This window comes from Bradyrhizobium liaoningense (assembly GCF_018130785.1).
In the GTDB taxonomy this organism is placed as follows: domain Bacteria; phylum Pseudomonadota; class Alphaproteobacteria; order Rhizobiales; family Xanthobacteraceae; genus Bradyrhizobium; species Bradyrhizobium liaoningense_A.
The window spans coordinates 74,173-91,418 of record NZ_JAFCJT010000020.1; the positions used below are offsets into that span (position 1 = coordinate 74,173).

The 17,246-nt window shown below is 64.2% G+C and carries 18 protein-coding genes; 13 read left to right on the plus strand and 5 right to left on the minus strand.

Annotated elements, in window-relative coordinates; all coding sequences use genetic code 11:
* The first annotated feature begins 116 nt into the window (after nucleotides 1-116).
* The 5 genes from ggt (at nucleotide 117) to JQ627_RS29555 (ending at nucleotide 6,331) form a co-directional block, all read left to right on the plus strand.
* Nucleotides 117-1,703 carry a gamma-glutamyltransferase gene (gene ggt, locus JQ627_RS29535; RefSeq protein WP_028160332.1) on the plus strand — a complete coding sequence of 529 codons (1,587 nt, stop codon included), beginning with the start codon at nucleotides 117-119 and terminating at the stop codon, nucleotides 1,701-1,703.
* A 173-nt stretch (nucleotides 1,704-1,876) separates the two neighbouring features.
* Entirely contained in the window at nucleotides 1,877-2,491 is a 615-nt protein-coding gene (locus JQ627_RS29540; protein ID WP_212487892.1) for a (2Fe-2S)-binding protein, read from the plus strand.
* Between the two features lie 4 nt (nucleotides 2,492-2,495).
* A complete protein-coding gene (locus tag JQ627_RS29545) occupies nucleotides 2,496-3,518 on the plus strand; it encodes a xanthine dehydrogenase family protein subunit M (RefSeq protein WP_212487893.1) in 1,023 nt (340 codons plus the stop codon).
* Nucleotides 3,515-5,806, plus strand: coding sequence for a xanthine dehydrogenase family protein molybdopterin-binding subunit (locus JQ627_RS29550; RefSeq protein WP_212487894.1), 2,292 nt, complete (start codon nucleotides 3,515-3,517; stop codon nucleotides 5,804-5,806). Before JQ627_RS29545 ends, JQ627_RS29550 begins: the two co-directional genes overlap by 4 nt.
* Nucleotides 5,807-5,866: 60 nt before the next feature.
* Nucleotides 5,867-6,331 carry an FKBP-type peptidyl-prolyl cis-trans isomerase gene (locus tag JQ627_RS29555; protein WP_212487895.1) on the plus strand — a complete coding sequence of 155 codons (465 nt, stop codon included), beginning with the start codon at nucleotides 5,867-5,869 and terminating at the stop codon, nucleotides 6,329-6,331.
* A 154-nt stretch (nucleotides 6,332-6,485) separates the two neighbouring features.
* On the opposite strand, the gene JQ627_RS29560 is transcribed toward JQ627_RS29555, so the two are convergent.
* Nucleotides 6,486-6,704, minus strand: coding sequence for a CsbD family protein (locus tag JQ627_RS29560; protein WP_212487896.1), 219 nt, complete (start codon nucleotides 6,702-6,704; stop codon nucleotides 6,486-6,488).
* A gap of 127 nt (nucleotides 6,705-6,831) precedes the next feature.
* On the opposite strand from JQ627_RS29560, the gene JQ627_RS29565 reads away from it, so the two are divergent.
* The 3 genes from JQ627_RS29565 to JQ627_RS29575 all read left to right on the plus strand — a co-directional run bounded on the left by JQ627_RS29565 (nucleotide 6,832) and on the right by JQ627_RS29575 (nucleotide 8,458).
* Complete coding sequence (locus tag JQ627_RS29565) at nucleotides 6,832-7,344, plus strand: cupin domain-containing protein (protein WP_212487897.1); 513 nt, start codon at nucleotides 6,832-6,834, stop codon at nucleotides 7,342-7,344.
* 155 nt (nucleotides 7,345-7,499) lie between these two features.
* The gene (locus tag JQ627_RS29570; RefSeq protein WP_212487898.1) at nucleotides 7,500-7,928 is read left to right on the plus strand and encodes a VOC family protein; all 429 of its coding nucleotides are present in this window, start codon (nucleotides 7,500-7,502) and stop codon (nucleotides 7,926-7,928) included.
* A gap of 41 nt (nucleotides 7,929-7,969) precedes the next feature.
* Nucleotides 7,970-8,458 (plus strand): VOC family protein, encoded by a 489-nt coding sequence (locus JQ627_RS29575; protein WP_212487899.1) that lies wholly within the window; start codon nucleotides 7,970-7,972, stop codon nucleotides 8,456-8,458.
* Nucleotides 8,459-8,592: 134 nt separating this feature from the next.
* Here JQ627_RS29575 and JQ627_RS29580 read toward each other — a convergent pair whose 3' ends face one another.
* Together JQ627_RS29580 and JQ627_RS29585 are read right to left on the minus strand one after the other, a co-directional pair.
* Nucleotides 8,593-9,753 carry a hypothetical protein gene (locus JQ627_RS29580; protein WP_212487900.1) on the minus strand — a complete coding sequence of 387 codons (1,161 nt, stop codon included), beginning with the start codon at nucleotides 9,751-9,753 and terminating at the stop codon, nucleotides 8,593-8,595.
* 2 nt (nucleotides 9,754-9,755) lie between these two features.
* A complete protein-coding gene (locus JQ627_RS29585; RefSeq protein ID WP_212487901.1) occupies nucleotides 9,756-10,457 on the minus strand; it encodes a FecR domain-containing protein in 702 nt (233 codons plus the stop codon).
* A gap of 51 nt (nucleotides 10,458-10,508) precedes the next feature.
* Between JQ627_RS29585 and JQ627_RS29590 the strand changes: the two genes are divergently transcribed.
* Nucleotides 10,509-11,939: a phospholipid carrier-dependent glycosyltransferase gene (locus JQ627_RS29590; protein ID WP_212487902.1), complete on the plus strand. Its 1,431-nt coding sequence runs from the start codon at nucleotides 10,509-10,511 to the stop codon at nucleotides 11,937-11,939.
* A gap of 57 nt (nucleotides 11,940-11,996) precedes the next feature.
* On the opposite strand, the gene JQ627_RS29595 is transcribed toward JQ627_RS29590, so the two are convergent.
* The gene (locus JQ627_RS29595; RefSeq protein ID WP_212487903.1) at nucleotides 11,997-12,641 is read right to left on the minus strand and encodes an OmpA family protein; all 645 of its coding nucleotides are present in this window, start codon (nucleotides 12,639-12,641) and stop codon (nucleotides 11,997-11,999) included.
* A gap of 495 nt (nucleotides 12,642-13,136) precedes the next feature.
* Between JQ627_RS29595 and JQ627_RS29600 the strand changes: the two genes are divergently transcribed.
* The 4 genes from JQ627_RS29600 to JQ627_RS29615 all read left to right on the plus strand — a co-directional run bounded on the left by JQ627_RS29600 (nucleotide 13,137) and on the right by JQ627_RS29615 (nucleotide 16,702).
* Nucleotides 13,137-14,552: a caspase family protein gene (locus tag JQ627_RS29600; protein ID WP_212487904.1), complete on the plus strand. Its 1,416-nt coding sequence runs from the start codon at nucleotides 13,137-13,139 to the stop codon at nucleotides 14,550-14,552.
* Between the two features lie 251 nt (nucleotides 14,553-14,803).
* On the plus strand, nucleotides 14,804-15,049 hold the full coding sequence (locus JQ627_RS29605; RefSeq protein ID WP_212487905.1) for a hypothetical protein: 246 nt from the start codon (nucleotides 14,804-14,806) through the stop codon (nucleotides 15,047-15,049).
* Nucleotides 15,050-15,169: 120 nt separating this feature from the next.
* Entirely contained in the window at nucleotides 15,170-15,418 is a 249-nt protein-coding gene (locus tag JQ627_RS29610; RefSeq protein WP_212487906.1) for a hypothetical protein, read from the plus strand.
* 120 nt (nucleotides 15,419-15,538) lie between these two features.
* Nucleotides 15,539-16,702, plus strand: coding sequence for a winged helix-turn-helix domain-containing protein (locus JQ627_RS29615; protein ID WP_212487907.1), 1,164 nt, complete (start codon nucleotides 15,539-15,541; stop codon nucleotides 16,700-16,702).
* Nucleotides 16,703-16,792: 90 nt separating this feature from the next.
* Here the strand turns inward: JQ627_RS29615 and JQ627_RS29620 are convergent, their stop codons facing one another.
* Nucleotides 16,793-17,221, minus strand: coding sequence for a DUF2809 domain-containing protein (locus JQ627_RS29620; RefSeq protein ID WP_212487953.1), 429 nt, complete (start codon nucleotides 17,219-17,221; stop codon nucleotides 16,793-16,795).
* Nucleotides 17,222-17,246: the final 25 nt, after the last annotated feature.

Consider the following 17,246-nt stretch of genomic DNA (forward strand, 5'->3'; position numbering starts at 1 on the left):
CAGCCATTTCGCTGGTATGCCAGCATTGCCCCGGTGGGCCGGAATGTGTCATGTAGGCCCGGTTTTTCCGCGACGGCGCGCCATCCGCGCCAGAGGCCCAAGAGAGCAAGAATTCGATGAGAAACTTCCATTTCCCCGGCAGGTCCACGGTCCACGCCACCAACGCGATGGTGGCGACCTCGCATCCGCAGGCGTCGCTCGCCGCGATCGAGGTGCTGCGCGAAGGCGGCACGGCGGTGGACGCGGCGGTGGCGGGTTCGGCGCTGCTCGGCGTGATCGAGCCGCAATCGACCGGCATCGGCGGCGACTGCTTTGCGCTGATCCAGCCGCGGGGCGAGGGCAAGATCATCGCCTATAACGGCTCCGGCCGGGCCCCGAAGGCGGCGAACGCCGACTGGTATCTCGAGCGCAAGATCAATTCCGTGCCGCTGACCTCGGCGCATGCGGTCTCGATCCCGGGCGTGATCGATGCCTTCGCAACCGTGCTGCGCGATCACGGCAAGTTCGGCTTCGACCGGCTGCTCCAGCCCGCGATCAAGGCGGCTGAGGAAGGCTACGTCGTCGCGCCCCGCATCGCCTTTGACTGGAAGAACCAGTTCGAGAAGCTGAAGGGCGGCACCAACACCGTGCGTTACCTGCTGCCGGGCGGCAAGCCGCCTGTCGCCGGCGACGTCATCCGCCAGGCAGAGCTCGGCAAGACGCTGCGCGCGATTGCCAAGGACGGCCGCGACGCCTTCTACAAGGGCGCGATCGCGGAGGACATGGTCGAGACCCTGCGCGGCATCGGCGGCCTGCACACGCTCGACGATTTCGCCGCCCACACCACCGAGACGACAACGCCGATCGGCACGAATTACAAGGGTTACGACGTCTGGCAGTGCCCGCCGAACGGCCCGGGCGTCACCGCGCTCTTGATGCTCAACATTCTGTCGCGGTTCGACCTGACCAAGTACGCGCCGCTCAGCATCGAGCGCTTCCATCTCGAGGCCGAGGCCGCGCGCATCGCCTACATGAATCGCGAGATGCATGTCGCCGACCCCGAGCATATGAAGATCGACGTCGCCGAAATGCTCGCGAAGGGCTTTGCCGACGAATACATCAGCAAGATCCGCATGGACGGCATGCTCGACCTGCCGAACGTCGCGCCGCCGATGAATCCCTCGACCATCTACATCACGGTCGTGGACAAGGATCGCAACGTCTGCTCGTTCATCAATTCGATCGCGCATTCCTTCGGCTCGGCCATCGTCTCGAACAAGACCGGCGTGCTGTTCCAGAACCGCGCCGGCGGCTTCCGCATCCAGCCCGGCCATCCCAATTGCATCGCCGGCGGCAAGCGTCCGCTGCACACGATCATGCCGAGCCTTCTCACCAAGGGCGGCCGCTCCGTGATGCCGTTCGCGGTGATGGGCGGGCAGTATCAGCCGGTCGGGCAGACCCACGTGGTGACCAACATCCTCGACTATGGCTGCGACGTGCAGGAAGCGATCGACATGCCGCGTGGCCTGCACTACGAGGGCCAGTACCAGCTCGAGGACAGCGTGCCCGCCGATATCGTCGAAGGGCTGAAGAAGCTTGGCCACAAGACCACCAGTGTGGTCGGCCCGCTCGGCGGCGCCCAGGCGATCTGGATCGATTGGGACAAGGGCACGCTTACCGGCGGTTCCGATCCGCGCAAGGACGGCTGCGCGCTGGGTTATTGATCGGTCGGCGCGGGCGCAAGGTTCCTAGCGCGAACATCAGGAAAAGTTGACGAAGGGCGGCGCGGCATTGGCTGTGCCGCCCTTTCCCGTTCGGAACAGAGCTCATGCCCCCAAGTTGGTGGGCGGTGAGCGGTGCAGGCGTGCGCTGCGTTTTGAAGCGGCGGAGGCCGTCCATGTCCGAAAATTCAAGTTCCCGACGATCTGGATTCGATCGGCGCGCCTTCGTGGCTGGCGTCGCCGGCAGTGCGCTCGTTCCGCTGACGGCGCGCGCAGTCGCGCAGGATGCAAAAGCGCCAGCCGCGCAGGATCCAGCACTCCCCGTCGACGTCACGCTGCGGGTGAACGGCAAGGACAAGCGCCTTCAACTCGACGCCCGCACGACGGTCCTCGACGCCTTGCGCGAACATCTCAAGCTGACCGGCAGCAAGAAGGGCTGCGACCACGGCCAGTGCGGCGCTTGCACGGTGCTGATCGACGATCGGCGGGTGGTCTCCTGCCTGACGCTCGCACTCGCGGCCGAGGGACAGGAGATCACGACAATCGAGGGGCTCGCCACCAACGATCGCCTGCATCCGATGCAGCAGGCCTTCATCGACAACGACGCGTTTCAATGCGGCTACTGCACGCCGGGCCAGATCATGTCCGCCTTGGCCTGCGTCAAGGAGGGGCATGCGGGGAGCGATGCCGATATCCGTGAATATATGAGCGGCAACATCTGCCGCTGCGCCGCCTATCCCAACATCGTCGCCGCCGTGAAGCAGGCCGCGCCCGAGATCATGAAAGGCTAGGCGCATGCGACCGTTTTCGTATCAGAGGGCATCAGACCCGGACATGGCCGTGCGGGCGCTGAGCGCCGCCGCGGCTGCGAGCAATCCGCTGACGAAGGCTGCAGCGCAGCCGCTCGCGGGCGGCACCACGCTGATCGACCTGATGAAGCTGGACGTGATGCGGCCTGCCGCGATCGTCGACATCAATTCGCTTGCGCAGGGCTGGTCGGCGATCGAGCCCGGCAGCGAAGCCTTGCGGCTCGGCGCACTCGCGAAGATGTCCGACGTAGCTGCGCATGCCGAGATCGAGCGCAACTATCCGGTGATCGCGAATTCCCTGAAGCTTGCCGCCAGCGCCCAGCTCCGCAACATGGCGACACTCGCCGGCAACGTGATGCAGCGGACGCGTTGCAGCTATTTCCGCGATGTCTCCTATGAGAACTGCAACAAGCGCAACCCGGGCTCCGGCTGCGCCGCGATGGACGGTGTCAATCGCATGCATGCGGTGCTCGGCACTTCCGATCAGTGCGTTGCGACCTATCCCGGCGATTTCGCGCAGGCCCTGGTCGCGCTCGATGCCATGGTTGAGATCACCGGCAAGGCCGGTACGCGCAGCATGCCGTTCGCGCAGCTTCATAAGACGCCCGGCAACACGCCGGACATCGAGACCATGCTTCAGCCCGGTGAGCTGATCTCCGCCTTCTCCGTTCCCGGCCAATGGCCGCGCTCGGTATATCTCAAGGCGCGCGACCGGCAATCCTACGAATTCGCGTTGTCGTCGGCCGCGGTGGCGCTCGATGTGCAGGGTGGCACCATCAGGGACGCGCGCGTCGCGCTCGGCGGTGTCGCCACCGTGCCCTGGCGTGCGCGCGAGGCCGAGGCGCTGCTGAAGGGACAGAAATTCGATGACGGCCTGGCGCAACGTGTCGCCGATGCCGCCTTCGCGGACGCCAAAGGGCGCCAGCACAACGGCTTCAAGATCGCGCTCGGCAAGCGCGTGGTGATGCGCGCGCTCCAGCAGGCCGTAACGATGGAGATCCGATCATGACCGCTGCTGCTCCCGAGCCGAAGGCAAATATGGGCCAGCCCGTGCCGCGCTATGACGCGGCCTCAAAGGTCACGGGCCGGGCGACCTACGCGTCCGACATGCCGCTGGACAATCCGGCCCATGCGTTCCTGGTCACCAGCGCGATCGCCAAGGGGCGCGTCGACAGCTTCGATCTCGACGATGCCAGGGCGGTCCGCGGCGTGATCGACATCGTCACGCATGAGAACGCGCCGAAGCTGAAGGAGTCGAAACTGTTCAGCAATGGCGGCTATGCCGGAACCACGATCCAGCCGCTGAAATCGGCCGACATCGCCCATGACGGCCAGATCATCGCCGTCGTTATCGCGGAGAGCTACGAGGCCGCGCGCGAGGCCGCCAATCGGGTCAAGGTCAGCTACACGGCCGTAGCGCCGAGCGCGAGCTTCGGCTCGCCGGGGACGACCACGGCTGCGGCAAAGGGACAGAACGCGCAATTCAAGGAAGACCCGCAGGTTGGCGACTTCGCCAGGGCGTTCGACGAGGCCGAGGTCAAGCTCACCGCCTCCTATGACACGCCGCCCCAGCACCATAACCCGATGGAGCTGTTCACGACGAGCTGCGCCTGGATGGGCGACAATCTCGTCATCTATGAGGGCAGCCAGTATGTCTATGGCCTGAAGAACGGCGTGGCCGAGCAGCTCGGCATCGACGCCGACAAGGTTCGCGTGGTCAATCCCTATGTCGGTGGCGGCTTTGGTTCGCGCGGTTCGATGACGCCCCGCACAGCCATCATCGCCGGCATTGCCAAACGCCTGAACCGGCCGATCAAGCTGGTGCCGACCCGCGACCAGGGTTTCACCATCACGACCCACCGCGCCGAGACGCGCCATGAGATCAGGCTTGGCGCAAGCCGCGACGGCAAGCTGGTGGCCTTGAGGCACGAGGGCGCTGAGGTTTCCTCGCGCCCCGATGCCTATTGTGTCGGCGGCACCAAGACCACGACGCGGCTCTATGCTTGTCCGAACGTCGCCAGTCTGGTCTCGATCGTGCGCGCCGACCGCAACACGCCGGGCTTCATGCGCTCACCGCCGGAGGTGCCGTATCTGTTCGCGCTGGAGAGCGCGATGGACGAGCTCGCGGTGAAACTGAACATGGATCCGGTCGAGCTCCGTCGCATCAACGACACCACCGTTGAGCCGATCGGCGGCAAGCCCTATACGTCGCGGTCATTGATGGCGTGCTTCGACGAGGCCGCCAAGGCGTTCGGCTGGTCGCAGCGCTCGCCGCAGCCGAAATCGATGTCGGATGGCGACTGGCTGATCGGCTATGGCTGCGCCGCCACCTGCTATCCGACGCAGATGGCGCCGTCCGCCGCGCGCGTGCGTCTCCAGCGCGACGGCCGTACCCGGGTCGAGATCGCCGGCCACGAGATCGGCACCGGCGCCTATACGGTCATTGCCCAGACCGCGGCCGAGCGGCTCGGCGTGCCGCTCGACAAAGTCGCGGTCTTCCTGGGCGACAGCGAGCTGCCGCCGGCGCCGGTTGCCGGCGGCTCGAACTCGACCGCCAGCACGTGCTCGGCGGTGATGATGGTGTGCGATCAGATTCGCCAAAGGCTGTTCAAGGCGGTGATGCCGAGCGACAGCCTCACCGACAAGGCGAAGGAGACCGTCGGACTCAGCCAGGCGCCGAGCACGCAGGCGGCGAAGAGCGATCGTCCCCTCGATATCGAGAAGGCCTTTGACGCGCTCGGTGCCGGCGTCGTCGAGGAATATGGCGAGTGGAAGCCGGAAGGCGCGCCGCTGGACTCCTTCAAGGCCATGCACAGCGGGCACGCGCGGATCGTCGGCGGCCACGCCATGAAAGACAAGATCGCCTACGCTTTCGGTGCCGAGTTCGTCGAAGTCCGCATCAACCGCTTCACGCATGAAATCCGCTGCCCCCGGCTGGTTGGCGCCTTTGCGGCGGGCCGCATCATGAATCCGCGCACGGCGCGCAGCCAGCTCATGGGCGGCCTGATCTGGGGCATGTCCTCGGCGCTGCTGGAGGCCACCGAGATCGACCAGCGCAATGCGCGCTACGTCAACGACAATCTTGCCGACTATCTCGTGCCCGTGAATGCCGACGTAGCAGGCGTCGAGGTGATCCTGCTCTCCGAGCAGGACGATCACATCAACCCGGCCGGCGCGAAGGGGCTCGGCGAGCTCGCCAATGTCGGCACCAACGCCGCGATCTGCAATGCGATTTATCACGCCACCGGCCAGCGTATCCGCAAGCTGCCGGTGCGGCTCGAAAATATCGAGGCGTGAGGGGTGGAAACGGCGTCGTCGTTGCGCTAGACACCTTCCGCCTCAAACGGAAGGTCTCTTATGCAGCGTTTACGGCGCGTGCTCCTCACACTGATGTCGGCACTCGCGATCACGGTGATCGCCGGCGTGTCGCATTTCGTTTCCACCACGGCCTCGGCCCAGACCGCAGGAAAGACCATGACCACAGCTTCAGGCTTGCAGACTATCGACAGTGTCGTCGGCACCGGCGCTTCGCCCAAGCCCGGCCAGATCTGCGTGATGCACTACACCGGCTGGCTCTATGAGAACGGTCAGAAGGGCAAGAAATTCGACTCGTCGGTCGATCGCAACGAGCCGTTCGAATTCCCGATCGGCAAGGGCCGCGTCATCGCCGGCTGGGACGAGGGGGTTGCCACCATGAAGGTCGGCGGCAAGCGCACGCTGATCATTCCGCCGCAGCTCGGCTATGGCGCCCGCGGAGCCGGTGGCGTGATCCCGCCGAACGCGACGCTGATGTTCGACGTCGAATTGCTCGCGGTGAAGTGACCGCGCGCCCTCACGTCGTCATGCCTGGGCTTGTCCCGGGATCCACGTTCTTTCTTTCGTGGCTAAGGACGTGGATGGCCATGACGGAGCGAGCCGACGCAAAACAAAAAGACCGGCCTCGCGGCCGGTCTTTTCTCTTTCAATCCGACGTGCGCTACTCCGCCGCGCGCTTCGCGGCGGCTGCAGCGCGATCTGCCGCTTCCTGCGCGGCATCCTTGGCGTCACCCATGGCCTTCTGGCCCTTGCCCTTTACTTCCTGAACCACGCCTTCGCCCTGGAGTCGATCGGACCCGGTGGCTTCACCGATGCCCTGCTTGGCCTTGCCCATCGCTTCGTTGGCGGTGCCCTTGATCTTGTCGGCCGTGCTACCCATGAAACTCTCCTTCTCGCTTGCTCGGAACAACAACGCCTGTTGGCTATGAGGGTTCCGATTTTGCTATGGCTTGATATCGCGGCTTTGGTTAGTTTCGCCCGCACGGAACCAACAGAAAGCAAGTCCCATGACCGGCCATGACCATTCGCATTCCCACCATGACCACGATCACGACGATCGCTGGAAACATGACGGCGTGCGCGTCATTCCCGGCAACCAGCTCGATACCAACGTGCCGTCGACGGCGGGAATGGATCGCGCGGCCGCGATCAACTTTGCACGCGTCGGCGCGCAGAAATTGTGGGCGGGTACGGTCAGCATCAAGCCCGATGCCAAGACCGGCGCACATCACCACGGCCATCTCGAAAGCGTCATCTATGTGGTGAAGGGCAAGGCGCGGATGCGCTGGGGCGAGAGCCTGCAATTCACCGCGGAGGCCGGCCCCGGCGATTTCATTTTCGTCCCGCCCTACGTGCCGCATCAGGAGATCAACGCCAGCCCGGACGAGGTGCTGGAATGCGTGCTGGTGCGCAGCGACGGGGAGGCGGTCGCGATCAATCTCGACATCGAGCCGGTCGAGAAGCCCGAGACCGTGCTGTGGGTCGATCCGATCCATCGGGATCCCGGCGAGAAGAAGTAAGGCTCTGCAAGCCTGCGCGCTTTTGTGCGACAGAACCACGCAGGCCAAGCCTTCAGAGGAAGCCTAAAGAGCAAGCCTTAAAAAATATCCGGAAGCGATGTCGGATGGCCGTCGGGCCATCCGTCCTTGGGCAGAACCCGACCAAGGAGCTTCCGATGCCCAGGATGATTTTCGTCAATCTGCCGGTGACCGACCTCAAGCGCGCCACCGCGTTTTATGAAGCGGTCGGTGCGGTCAGGAACCCGCAGTTCTGCGACGATACGGCGAGCTGCATGGTCTTCTCCGAGACCATCTTCGCCATGCTCCTGACCCACGACAAATTCCGCCAGTTCACGCCGAAGCCGATCTCGGATGCCAGGACCTCGAACCAGGTGTTGTTCTGCCTGTCCGCGGATAGCCGCAACGAGGTCGACGACATCGTCGGCAGAGCCGAGGCCGCGGGCGGGGTGGCCGATCCCGGCCCGAAGGACGAATACAGCTTCATGTATGGCCGCAGCTTCGAGGATCCGGACGGTCATATGTGGGGCGTCAACTGGATGGATCTCGCGGCCTTCGCCGCGCAGTCCGACATGGCGAGCGCCTGATCGAAGCCCCGACATTGCGAAACTGAAGAGGAGCATCCACGATGTCCAAGCTCGTGCCCTGCATGTGGTTCAACGGCGATGCCGAGGAAGCCGCGAAGTTCTACGTCTCGCTCGTTCCGAACTCGGAGATCACGCACGTTCAGCGCAACGTTTCGGACAACCCGTCCGGCAAGCAGGGCTCCGTGCTCGTCGTCGAGTTCACGGTGGCCGGACAGCCCCTGGTCGCGCTCAACGGCGGCATGAAGATGGAATACACCCACGCGCTGTCGCTGATGATCCATTGCGACGATCAGGCCCAGGTCGACAGCGTCTGGAACGCGTTCCTGGCTCATGGCGGCAAGGAAGAGCAGTGCGGCTGGCTCAGGGATCGCTGGGGCGTGGCCTGGCAAATCGTGCCGAAAGTGATGTTCGAATTCCTGTCGAGCCCCGACAAGGTCGCAGCCGCGCGCGCGATGCAGGCCATGATGAAGATGGTGAAGCTGGATGTGGCTGTGCTGCGGCGCGCGTTCGAGGGCAAGTCGGCGGCGTGATGCGGGGCGGATGGTGATGCCGTAGGGTGGGCAAAGGTGCGTCAGCGCCGTGCCCACCGTCCATCCACGATCGAGAGAGTTGGTGGGCACGCTCCGCTTTGCCCATCCTACGAGACCGTGCCTCGCCGCCGCGGCTAATAGTTGATCCTTAGCCCCACGCCGCCGTGGATGGTGTTCCCCACCGGCTGCGGACCCAGCGTGCCGTTGGCGAACAGGTCCACGATCCAGCCTTTTTGCACGCGGAAGCCGAGGCGGCCGCCATATTCGAACCAGCCCTGGTTGCCCATGGTCGGCACCACCACGCCGTCGCCGGTCACGGTGGCGACGATGCCGCTGCGACTTGCGAACGACTGCACCCAGCCGCCATTGACGTTGGTCTCGATGTTGCTGCCGAAGAGATGCGTCCACTGGCCGCCGATCTTGACCAGGCTGGTACGGTCGGTGCCGGTCGCAATGGTGGCGTCGAACGGATTGAACGCGACCGCGCTGTCCGAATAGCCGGAGACGCGCTGCCAGAGCTGCCAGACTTCGATCGAGGCCGCGACTTCGTCGCGCGGGGACACGCGGCTCATCCAGCCGGCGCGGCCATAGACGGCGTAGTTCGACGCGTTGGTCGAGCCCGTGACGCTCACCGGCCCGAGGCTGGTATTGTAGCTGCGGGTGTAGCGCGCCTTCTCCCACGGCGTCAGGATGGTCCCGACGTCGAAGAATGGACGCGACGAGCCCCAGTCGGTGAAGTCATAGCGCAGCGCGAAGGCGCCGATCGGCGCGCTGGTGATGTTGTAGCCGCCCTCGTTATATTGCGTGTAGGCGATGCCGGCGAGCAGCGACAGGTTGTTGGTCAGCTCCTTGCGGCCGTGGATGCCGGCCGAGAACGAGCCGGCCGAGCCGAATGCGCTGATGCAGTCGCTGCAATTGACCTGCTCGTTGACGCCGAGCAGCACCGTGCCGAGCACCCGGTTGGTGATCATCTGGTTGAAGCGCTGGTTGGCGAGGCCGCCGATCGAATTGCCGCTGGAATCCGCGCCGGTCGGGCCCGACGGTGGAGGCGGTGGATACGGGCTCGGCGAGGACGACGGATAGGGGCTCGGCGAAGGGGAGGGGACCGGTGTGGGTGTCGGCGTCGGCGATGGTGAATAGGTCGGTGACGGTGAGGGCGTCGGCCCACCGCCGCATTCGGACTCGCAAGCCGCCTGCGCTGCCGCCGGTCGCGCATTGAACGCGAAGAACGCAAACGCAGCGGTTGCACTCAGCGCGGCGGCGAGGACGAAACGCCTGACGTTGAGTCTCGCCATCATCACCGCCCGCACAGCATGCCGTCGTCGTGGACGGCAGGCGTGATGGTCGGCGAGGCGTCCGCATATTGGTTGACCGAGCACAGCCCGGCGCTTGCGGCGCAGTTGGCGGCAAAGGTCCAGGGCGGCGTGTTGGTCTTGGTGATGCTGACCTTGCCGCTGGCCGAGGTGATGATTGCGGTGTCGCCGGGCTGGGTGAGCTGCACGCACTGGGAGCTCGTCGCGCAGACGCTGGCCGCGCCGTCCTGAAGCACCACGACGGAGCGGCCGCGCTGGGACAGGATGTCGAGCGTGGTGCCGCGCACGCCGATGGTCGCAAGCGGTGTCGTGATCTTGTAGGCGGTCTTCTCCGAATGTCCGGTGACGAAGCGGAACGCGCCGGTAGTCATGCGGATCGCGACGTCGCGATAGCTGTGCTCGTCGTTGAAGACGGTGCGGTCGAGCTTCAGCGTCGCGCTGGGACCGAGCGACAGGTTGGTGCTGTCGGCCATGACGAAGCGCGCGGCGCTGTCGGCCCCGGTGCGCACGGTCTCGTCGCGCAACATGCTGTCGCCGACATTGATCGGCGTCGTGCTCGCGGCCACGCGCACCACGTCGTTCTGGATCACGACGGCTTCACCGACGCGCGTCTGCGCCTGCGCGCAAGGCGCCGCGCACAATCCGGCCGACAGCAGTGCGGGGAAAAACAAGAAACGCAAATTCATTTCGCAACCGATCGATATGTCCCTGATCGTACCGGATCGCGCGCGCTTCTGATGTGGCGAAATTATCACAAGCGGCGCGGGACGTGCGTTATGCTTAGTGACAGTTGCGGTAGAATGCGTTCAATGAAAAGTGCCGTCTTTGTTTTTCTCCGCGGTGAAGCAGATTTGCCACGCAAGATAGCCCCACAGCAGCCACTTGAATTGCCGGTGACTCCAAAGGTGTCGCGGAGCGCAGTGATCGCTGTCGCGATTTTCCTGGTCGCGCATCTTGCGCTGCTGATCGGCCTGACGGCGCCGGAGAAGTTCGTCTTCGACGAGGTGCATTACGTGCCCGCGGCGCAGCAGATGCTGGCACCCTCGATGTCGCAACCGATGCTCAACCCGATGCATCCGCCGCTGGCCAAGGAGCTGATCGCGGCATCGATCGCAGCCTTCGGTGACAATGCGGTGGGCTGGCGCTATCCGTCGACCTTGTTCGGCGCGCTCGCGATCGTCGCGATCTATCTGTGCGGGCTGGCGCTGTTCTCCGCGCAAGGGCCCGCGATCGCCGCCGCGTCGATCGCCGGCTTCAACCAGATGCTTTACGTGCAGGCGCGCATCGCCATGCTCGACATTTTCGCGCTCGGATTGGGCGTGCTCGCGATTGCCACTTTCATGCACGGCTTTCGAAGAGAGCGACCGCATGCGCTGTTCGCGCTCGCGGGCGTTTTGTCTGGCCTCGCTGCGGCTTGCAAATGGAGCGGCCTGTTTCCGCTCGCCATCTGCATCGTCATCGTTGCGGTGATCCGCCTGATGCAGGGCTGGCACACACTGTTTGCGGACGCGAGGCCGGGCGACTGGTATCGGCCCGATCTCTGGCCCGATTTTCGAGTGCAGCATGTCGCGCTCTGTTTCGCCGTGCTGCCGGCGCTGACATATCTTGCCGCGTTCGTGCCGCTCTACGGAGCGTCGCTGCCGGATCTGATCGAGGCACAGCGCCGGATCTTTGCCGACAACACCACCACCGCGATCGCCGGCCACACCTATATGAGCGCGTGGCCATCCTGGCCGCTGCTCGCGCGCCCGGTGTGGTTCCTGTTCGACAAGACGGCGGAAGACAATGTCTCCGCGATCGTCTTCCTCGGTAATCCGCTGGTGCTGTGGGCGGCGCTGCCCGCGCTCGCGATCGTGCTGCGCGATTTCATCGTCGCGCGCCGCTGGGATGCGTTCCTGATCGCGGCGTTCTATTTCGGCTGCTGGCTTGCCTGGGCCTTGCTGCCGCGCACGCTGGGCTTCATCTACTATTATCTGCCGGCCGCAACCGTGGCGTCGCTTGCGCTGGTCTATGCGCTGCGACGAGACGGTCTGCCGCGCTGGCTGCTGTGGGCCTATGTCGGGGTCGCGGCGATCGGCTTTGCGGTGATGCTGCCGATCTCGGCAGCGTTCGTCGGCACGTCCATGCAGATGTTCAACCGGTTGATGCTGTTCCAGAGCTGGATATGACATCGCCGCCTGCCGGGGTACGGCAGGCGGCGTATGTCGCGCGACGATGAAGCTGTATTACTTCGACGCCGTCGTGTTGGCTTCCATGTTCACGACCTGGACGCGGCGGTTGATCGGGTCGGCGCCGTTGGCGGTGTCCTTCAGCTTGCTCTTGCCATAGCCGACGGCGACGAGATCGGTGCCGTTGAGACCATAGTTCTGCACCAGGTACTTCTTGATGGTGTCGGCGCGCCGTTCGGAGAGCCCTTGATTGTACTCTTCGCCGCCGATCGCGTCGGTGTGGCCGGCGACCACGAAGGTCGAGCCCTTCAGCGACGGATCGGACAAGGCCTTGCCGAGCGCCTGCACCGACGGCACCGAGGTCTTGGCGATGTCGGCCGAGTTGTAGTCGAACTGAATCTCCAGATCGATCTTCGGCTTGGTCGCGGCGAGTTCGGCGATCTGCTCGCGCTCGCCAGTCGAGAGCGAACGGGTCGAGCGGTTGCGCACGGTGTTCAGGAACGTCGATTCCTTGGCCTGCGCCGCCGGATCGGCCTGCGGGCCGGCGGACAGGCCGCGGGTCGCCGGCTTCGGCTTCAGCGCGTTCAGGATCTGGTCGGACGAGAAGTTGTTGTCGCCGGCCAGAGCAAGGCCCGCCGTCATCGACAGCGCGGCCGTGAGGGTGATCGCCTTCAGTCCAAAAAATTTATCGAAACGGGTCATTGTCGTGTCCTCGCTGTTACACCTGATGGCGATTTGATGTTGCGAGTATAGGGAAGGTTCAAAGGCCTCGATGTGATACGGGTCACATTCCAGCTGGCCGAAATTACCTCTGCATTCTAGCGCCGGAGCCAATCGGCATCCATGCCATGTCGAGGCGGTGGCAGTGCCTCCCATCGGGAAGAAACACTGTCTCATTCGGCATCGACAGCAGAATGCTGATCCATCCCGCTTTTCGGAAGAGTGTTCAATCCCGGCTGGACTCGTAGCCCTGGCAGGTACAATCTTTCAGTCATTACTCGTCACCAGCCAGTATTGCCCGCTGCGTCAGCACGAAAAGGTATCGTCGCAGCGACTCTCAGCTCGGTTCGAGCGGCAGAAATCCCCGAGTGATCCAGATCACAGTGCGTCCTTGTGAACTGGATCAGATTGCTCTCATCGGATCGGCTCAGGCCGAACCGAGAGCAGCGAAGAAGTTTGGATCAGGGGAGAATGATCATGCACTTCTTGATCGCAGCAATTTCAATCGCAGCATTCATTGTCAGCGGCAGCGCGGCCTTCGCGGACAAGCGCGTCGCCTTCGTGGTCGGAAACGCCGCCTACAAGAATGTCCCGCAGCTTCCCAACCCCGCAATCGATTCCAAGACGATGGCCAGGGTGCTGCGCAACGTCGGCTTTGATGTCGTCGAGGGCTCCAACCTCACCCGCGATGCCATGACTGCGAAGCTCTTGGAGTTTGGCAAGAAGAGCGAAGGCGCCGACGTCGCGGTGTTCTTCTATGCCGGCCACGGGATCGCCGTGAACGGCGTCAACTACCTGTTGCCGATCGACGCAGACCTGAAATCCGAGATGGACGTCAAGCTGGGCGCGGCGATCAATGTCGACCTCTCGCTCGATCAGACCATGTCGGACGCGAAGGTGAAGCTCGTGTTCCTGGACGCCTGCCGCGACAATCCGTTCGCGGCAAAGATCCGCTCGGCCAAGGCCACCCGCTCCGTTAATGTGCAGACTGGCCTCGCCGAGATGAAGTCGGGCGAGGGCACGCTGATTGCCTTCGCCACCGGCCCCGGCCAGACCGCGCTCGATGGCGAGGCCGGCACCAACAGCCCGTTCACCCGCGCCCTCGTCGCCAACATTGCCCAGCCCGGCATCGAGATCCAGCAGGCGATGACCAAGGTTCGCGCCCAGGTCAGTGACGAGACCAGCAAGGGGCAATTGCCCTGGGGGCACACCAATCTGACCGGCAACGTCTATCTCAATCCGGTTGGCGCACCGGCTGCGGCCACGACCGACACGTCGAACGCATCGGTGTCGGCCGCGGCCAAGCAAGGCTCCGACGTCGAGCTCGAGTTCTGGCGCTCGATCAGGGACACCAACAAGGTGGAAGAGCTCAACGCCTATCTCACCAACTATCCGAACGGCACGTTCAAGTCGATCGCACTCGCCCGCATCGCGGCGTTGCAGGACGGTCCATCCACCACCACCCGCAACCTGACGGCCGGGATCGATCCCGCGACCTTCACGGACGAAGCCAACCAGGTGTCTGAAGACCAGATCGGTCTGGACAAGAGCCAGCGCCGCGACGTGCAGCGCCGCCTCACCGGGCTCGGCTTCGACGTCAAGGCGACGGGCAAGTTCGACGATGAGACCCGTTCTGTGATGAAGCGGTGGCAGGCTGCACGTGGCTATCCCGCTACCGGTTATCTCAACAAGCTCCAGCACAAGGCTCTGCTGTCGGAGATTGTCTCGACCCGCTCGGCCTCCTCCGAACAGGCAGACGATGAGCCGGTGCGTCGCCGCTCCTCCGGCGGTGGCGGCCGGCGCCATTATGGCGGTGGCGGTGGTGGCGCTCCGGTGGGCGGCCCCGGCGGTCTGTTCGGCGGTATGATGGGCGGGTTGTTCGGCCGCCGCTGAGCCGGCAGGCAAGCAAGAGGCGGCCCGGTGCGGGCCGCCAATTTGTTCCGGAAACCCTTGCTCACCGATCGTCGCAAAGCCGTCGCGTGATGGCCTGCGTGCGAACAAGAATTCGGCCAGTTGCGCGCCTAGCACGACTCCTCGTCCAGTAACCGCCGAGGAAGGGAGCCGAGTTCAGTCCAGTGCCCAGGCCGAGTGATTACCAGTTCTATCGTGGCGGCCCGCCGGATCGGACAGTCTTCCTGAGCTCAATGCCCATCTATATCGGTGCGGCGATGATCGCGGTGGCGATCCTGCTGTCTACGCTGATCACGGGGCTGACCAGCCGCTATGTCGGCGTCGACGGTCCGAACGATGAGAACATGTGGCTGGTCGACCGCCTCACCGGCAGCGTCTATCGCTGCCAGGTGGAGGGGCGTGGCAGGGCGTCCTGCGAGCCTGATGTTGCCACCGGCAGTCTCGGTGACCGGACCAAAGCGCGAAAGGATGGCCCTTGAGGCCCTTCACCTTCGCAGCGCAGCAAGAAAATCGTCCTCTCCAGGAAACGTCTTCGTCAGAAAATACGTAATTGCGGAGCCGGCATCACGCCGGTTTCGTTTTACGGAGAAGACTTTTCGATGAAGACCTTGCTGACGACTGCAGCCCTTGTCGCGTTCACTCTTTCACTCGCATCCGCCGCCATGATGGCGTGCACCACGGACAACATGATGAAGACCGCCGCCATGATGGGTGGCGCGCCCGACACGCCGGCCAAGATGGCGGCGAACAAGGAAATGGCCATGGCCAACACCGACATGAGCAATGGCAAGATGAAGAGCGCCTGCACGCACTACATGAAGTCGCAGAAGGCCATGTCGATGAAGTGAGGCGCGAGGCGCGCACGGTCCGACCACGCTGTCAGCAGTTGGCAGCGCGGCCTTTTTCTTGAGAAGGCGCTTTGGCGTCTCTCTTTTCCCTGGCGCGAATCCGGCTACATTGCTCCCGCAATGTCACGCGCGCCCAAACCGTTTCCGATCCCCAACACACAGGCCCGGCAGATCTGGCTGCATGCCCAGCGGCTGGACGAGCGCGCGCCGTTCGGGGAGGGGGCGCACGCGGTGGCGGACGCGATCGCCCATCTCGGCTATGTGCAGATCGACACCATCAACGTGATCGAGCGCAGCCACCACCACATCCTGTTCAGCCGTATCCCGTCCTATCGTCGCGCCGATCTGCGCCATGCCCAGAGCGTCGACAGGAGCGTGTTCGAATACTGGACCCATGCGCTGTCCTACGTGCCGGCCGGCGACTTCCGCTTCTTCCTGCCGGCGATGCGCGAGCACCGGCGCGAGGGGCACAAATGGTTCGCCTCGGTGAAACCGGCCGACACGCGCAAGGTGATGCGGCTGGTGCGCGCCGGGCCGCTGACGATCCGCGACATCGAGGACGATGTGCTCACCGAGAAGGAGCATCTGTGGCAGAGCCGCAAACCGTCGAAGCGGGCGTTGCAGCTCGCCTTCTATACCGGCGCCGTGACCATCAGCGAGCGCCAGGGCATGCTCAAGACCTATGAGCTGATGACGCGGCATTTCGGCTGGGACAAGCTGCCGAAGCCGGCGTCGGCAAGAGACATCACGGCCTATCTGCTCGACCGCGCGCTGCGGTCGCAGGGCGTGGTCAGTCTGGATTCGATCTGCCACCTCGATGCGCCGAGCAAGAAGGCGGTCGCTCGCCTGATCACCTCGCGTGTCCGCCGCGGCGAGCTCGTGCCCGTTGCGATCGAAGGCGCCGGCAAGCAGGAGCATTGGGCCGCGCCTGCGGCGCTGGAGCAGGGTGAGGGCGCCGCGCCCGATCTCGTTCACATCCTCTCGCCGTTCGATCCCCTGATCATCCAGCGCAAGCGCACCAATCTCTTCTTCGGCTACAATCATCTGTTCGAAGCCTATGTGCCGAAGGCCAAGCGCAAGCTCGGCTATTTCGCGCTGCCCGTGCTGGTAGGCGACGAGATCGTCGCTGCGCTCGACATGAAGACCGACCGGCAGGGCAAGAAACTCTTGATGCAGAAATGGACCTGGGTCGGGCAGGGGAAGAAGACGGCGGGGCGGAAGGAGCTGAAGCGGGTGATCGAGGAGGAGCTCGATCGTTTCGAGCGGTTTCAATTGGCGGAGTGAAGGCTGCTCGCCACGGCGCCGGTCTCGTAGGTGGGCAAAGCGAAGCGTGCCCACCATCGTGGTCCGCGAAGGAGAATGGTGGGCACGGCGCTAACGCGCCTTTGCCCACCCTACAAGACCATCAATCCAAACGCCGAACGCAATCCCCACCCCATACGCCACTAAATTCCACAGCGAGAAGATCCGTCCAAACAGCAGCGCGCCCGCAGTGGTGAGCCGAAACGCATCGAGCCAGGGCACATGGACCAGCCGGGAGAACTCGACGCCGATTGCGATCGCCACGGCGATGGCTGCAAGTCGGCTTCGCGACAGCTGCGGCAGCAAAACCTCGACCAGCAAAAACACCATGGTCGCCCACAGCAGCGAGCCGCCATACTTCACCACGAAGGCCGGAAGCCCGAGTGGAAAGCCGTACCAGCGCAACGACAGCCCGCAGACGATGACCGCAAGGGCAAGGCCGGCACGGATCAGCGATGTCTGTAGCGGCGCAACAGGTTTATCCGGTTGCGCCCCGTGCATTGCTCGCTCCATTGACTCTTTGTCC

Coding starts and splice junctions, on each gene's coding strand:
- ggt (WP_028160332.1), top strand. CDS start 117: ATGAGAAACTTCCATTTCCCCGGCAGGTCCACGGTCCACGCCACCAAC.
- JQ627_RS29540 (WP_212487892.1), top strand. CDS start 1,877: ATGTCCGAAAATTCAAGTTCCCGACGATCTGGATTCGATCGGCGCGCC.
- JQ627_RS29545 (WP_212487893.1), top strand. CDS start 2,496: ATGCGACCGTTTTCGTATCAGAGGGCATCAGACCCGGACATGGCCGTG.
- JQ627_RS29550 (WP_212487894.1), top strand. CDS start 3,515: ATGACCGCTGCTGCTCCCGAGCCGAAGGCAAATATGGGCCAGCCCGTG.
- JQ627_RS29555 (WP_212487895.1), top strand. CDS start 5,867: ATGCAGCGTTTACGGCGCGTGCTCCTCACACTGATGTCGGCACTCGCG.
- JQ627_RS29560 (WP_212487896.1), bottom strand. CDS start 6,704: ATGGGTAGCACGGCCGACAAGATCAAGGGCACCGCCAACGAAGCGATG.
- JQ627_RS29565 (WP_212487897.1), top strand. CDS start 6,832: ATGACCGGCCATGACCATTCGCATTCCCACCATGACCACGATCACGAC.
- JQ627_RS29570 (WP_212487898.1), top strand. CDS start 7,500: ATGCCCAGGATGATTTTCGTCAATCTGCCGGTGACCGACCTCAAGCGC.
- JQ627_RS29575 (WP_212487899.1), top strand. CDS start 7,970: ATGTCCAAGCTCGTGCCCTGCATGTGGTTCAACGGCGATGCCGAGGAA.
- JQ627_RS29580 (WP_212487900.1), bottom strand. CDS start 9,753: ATGGCGAGACTCAACGTCAGGCGTTTCGTCCTCGCCGCCGCGCTGAGT.
- JQ627_RS29585 (WP_212487901.1), bottom strand. CDS start 10,457: ATGAATTTGCGTTTCTTGTTTTTCCCCGCACTGCTGTCGGCCGGATTG.
- JQ627_RS29590 (WP_212487902.1), top strand. CDS start 10,509: ATGTGGCGAAATTATCACAAGCGGCGCGGGACGTGCGTTATGCTTAGT.
- JQ627_RS29595 (WP_212487903.1), bottom strand. CDS start 12,641: ATGACCCGTTTCGATAAATTTTTTGGACTGAAGGCGATCACCCTCACG.
- JQ627_RS29600 (WP_212487904.1), top strand. CDS start 13,137: ATGCACTTCTTGATCGCAGCAATTTCAATCGCAGCATTCATTGTCAGC.
- JQ627_RS29605 (WP_212487905.1), top strand. CDS start 14,804: ATGCCCATCTATATCGGTGCGGCGATGATCGCGGTGGCGATCCTGCTG.
- JQ627_RS29610 (WP_212487906.1), top strand. CDS start 15,170: ATGAAGACCTTGCTGACGACTGCAGCCCTTGTCGCGTTCACTCTTTCA.
- JQ627_RS29615 (WP_212487907.1), top strand. CDS start 15,539: ATGTCACGCGCGCCCAAACCGTTTCCGATCCCCAACACACAGGCCCGG.
- JQ627_RS29620 (WP_212487953.1), bottom strand. CDS start 17,221: ATGCACGGGGCGCAACCGGATAAACCTGTTGCGCCGCTACAGACATCG.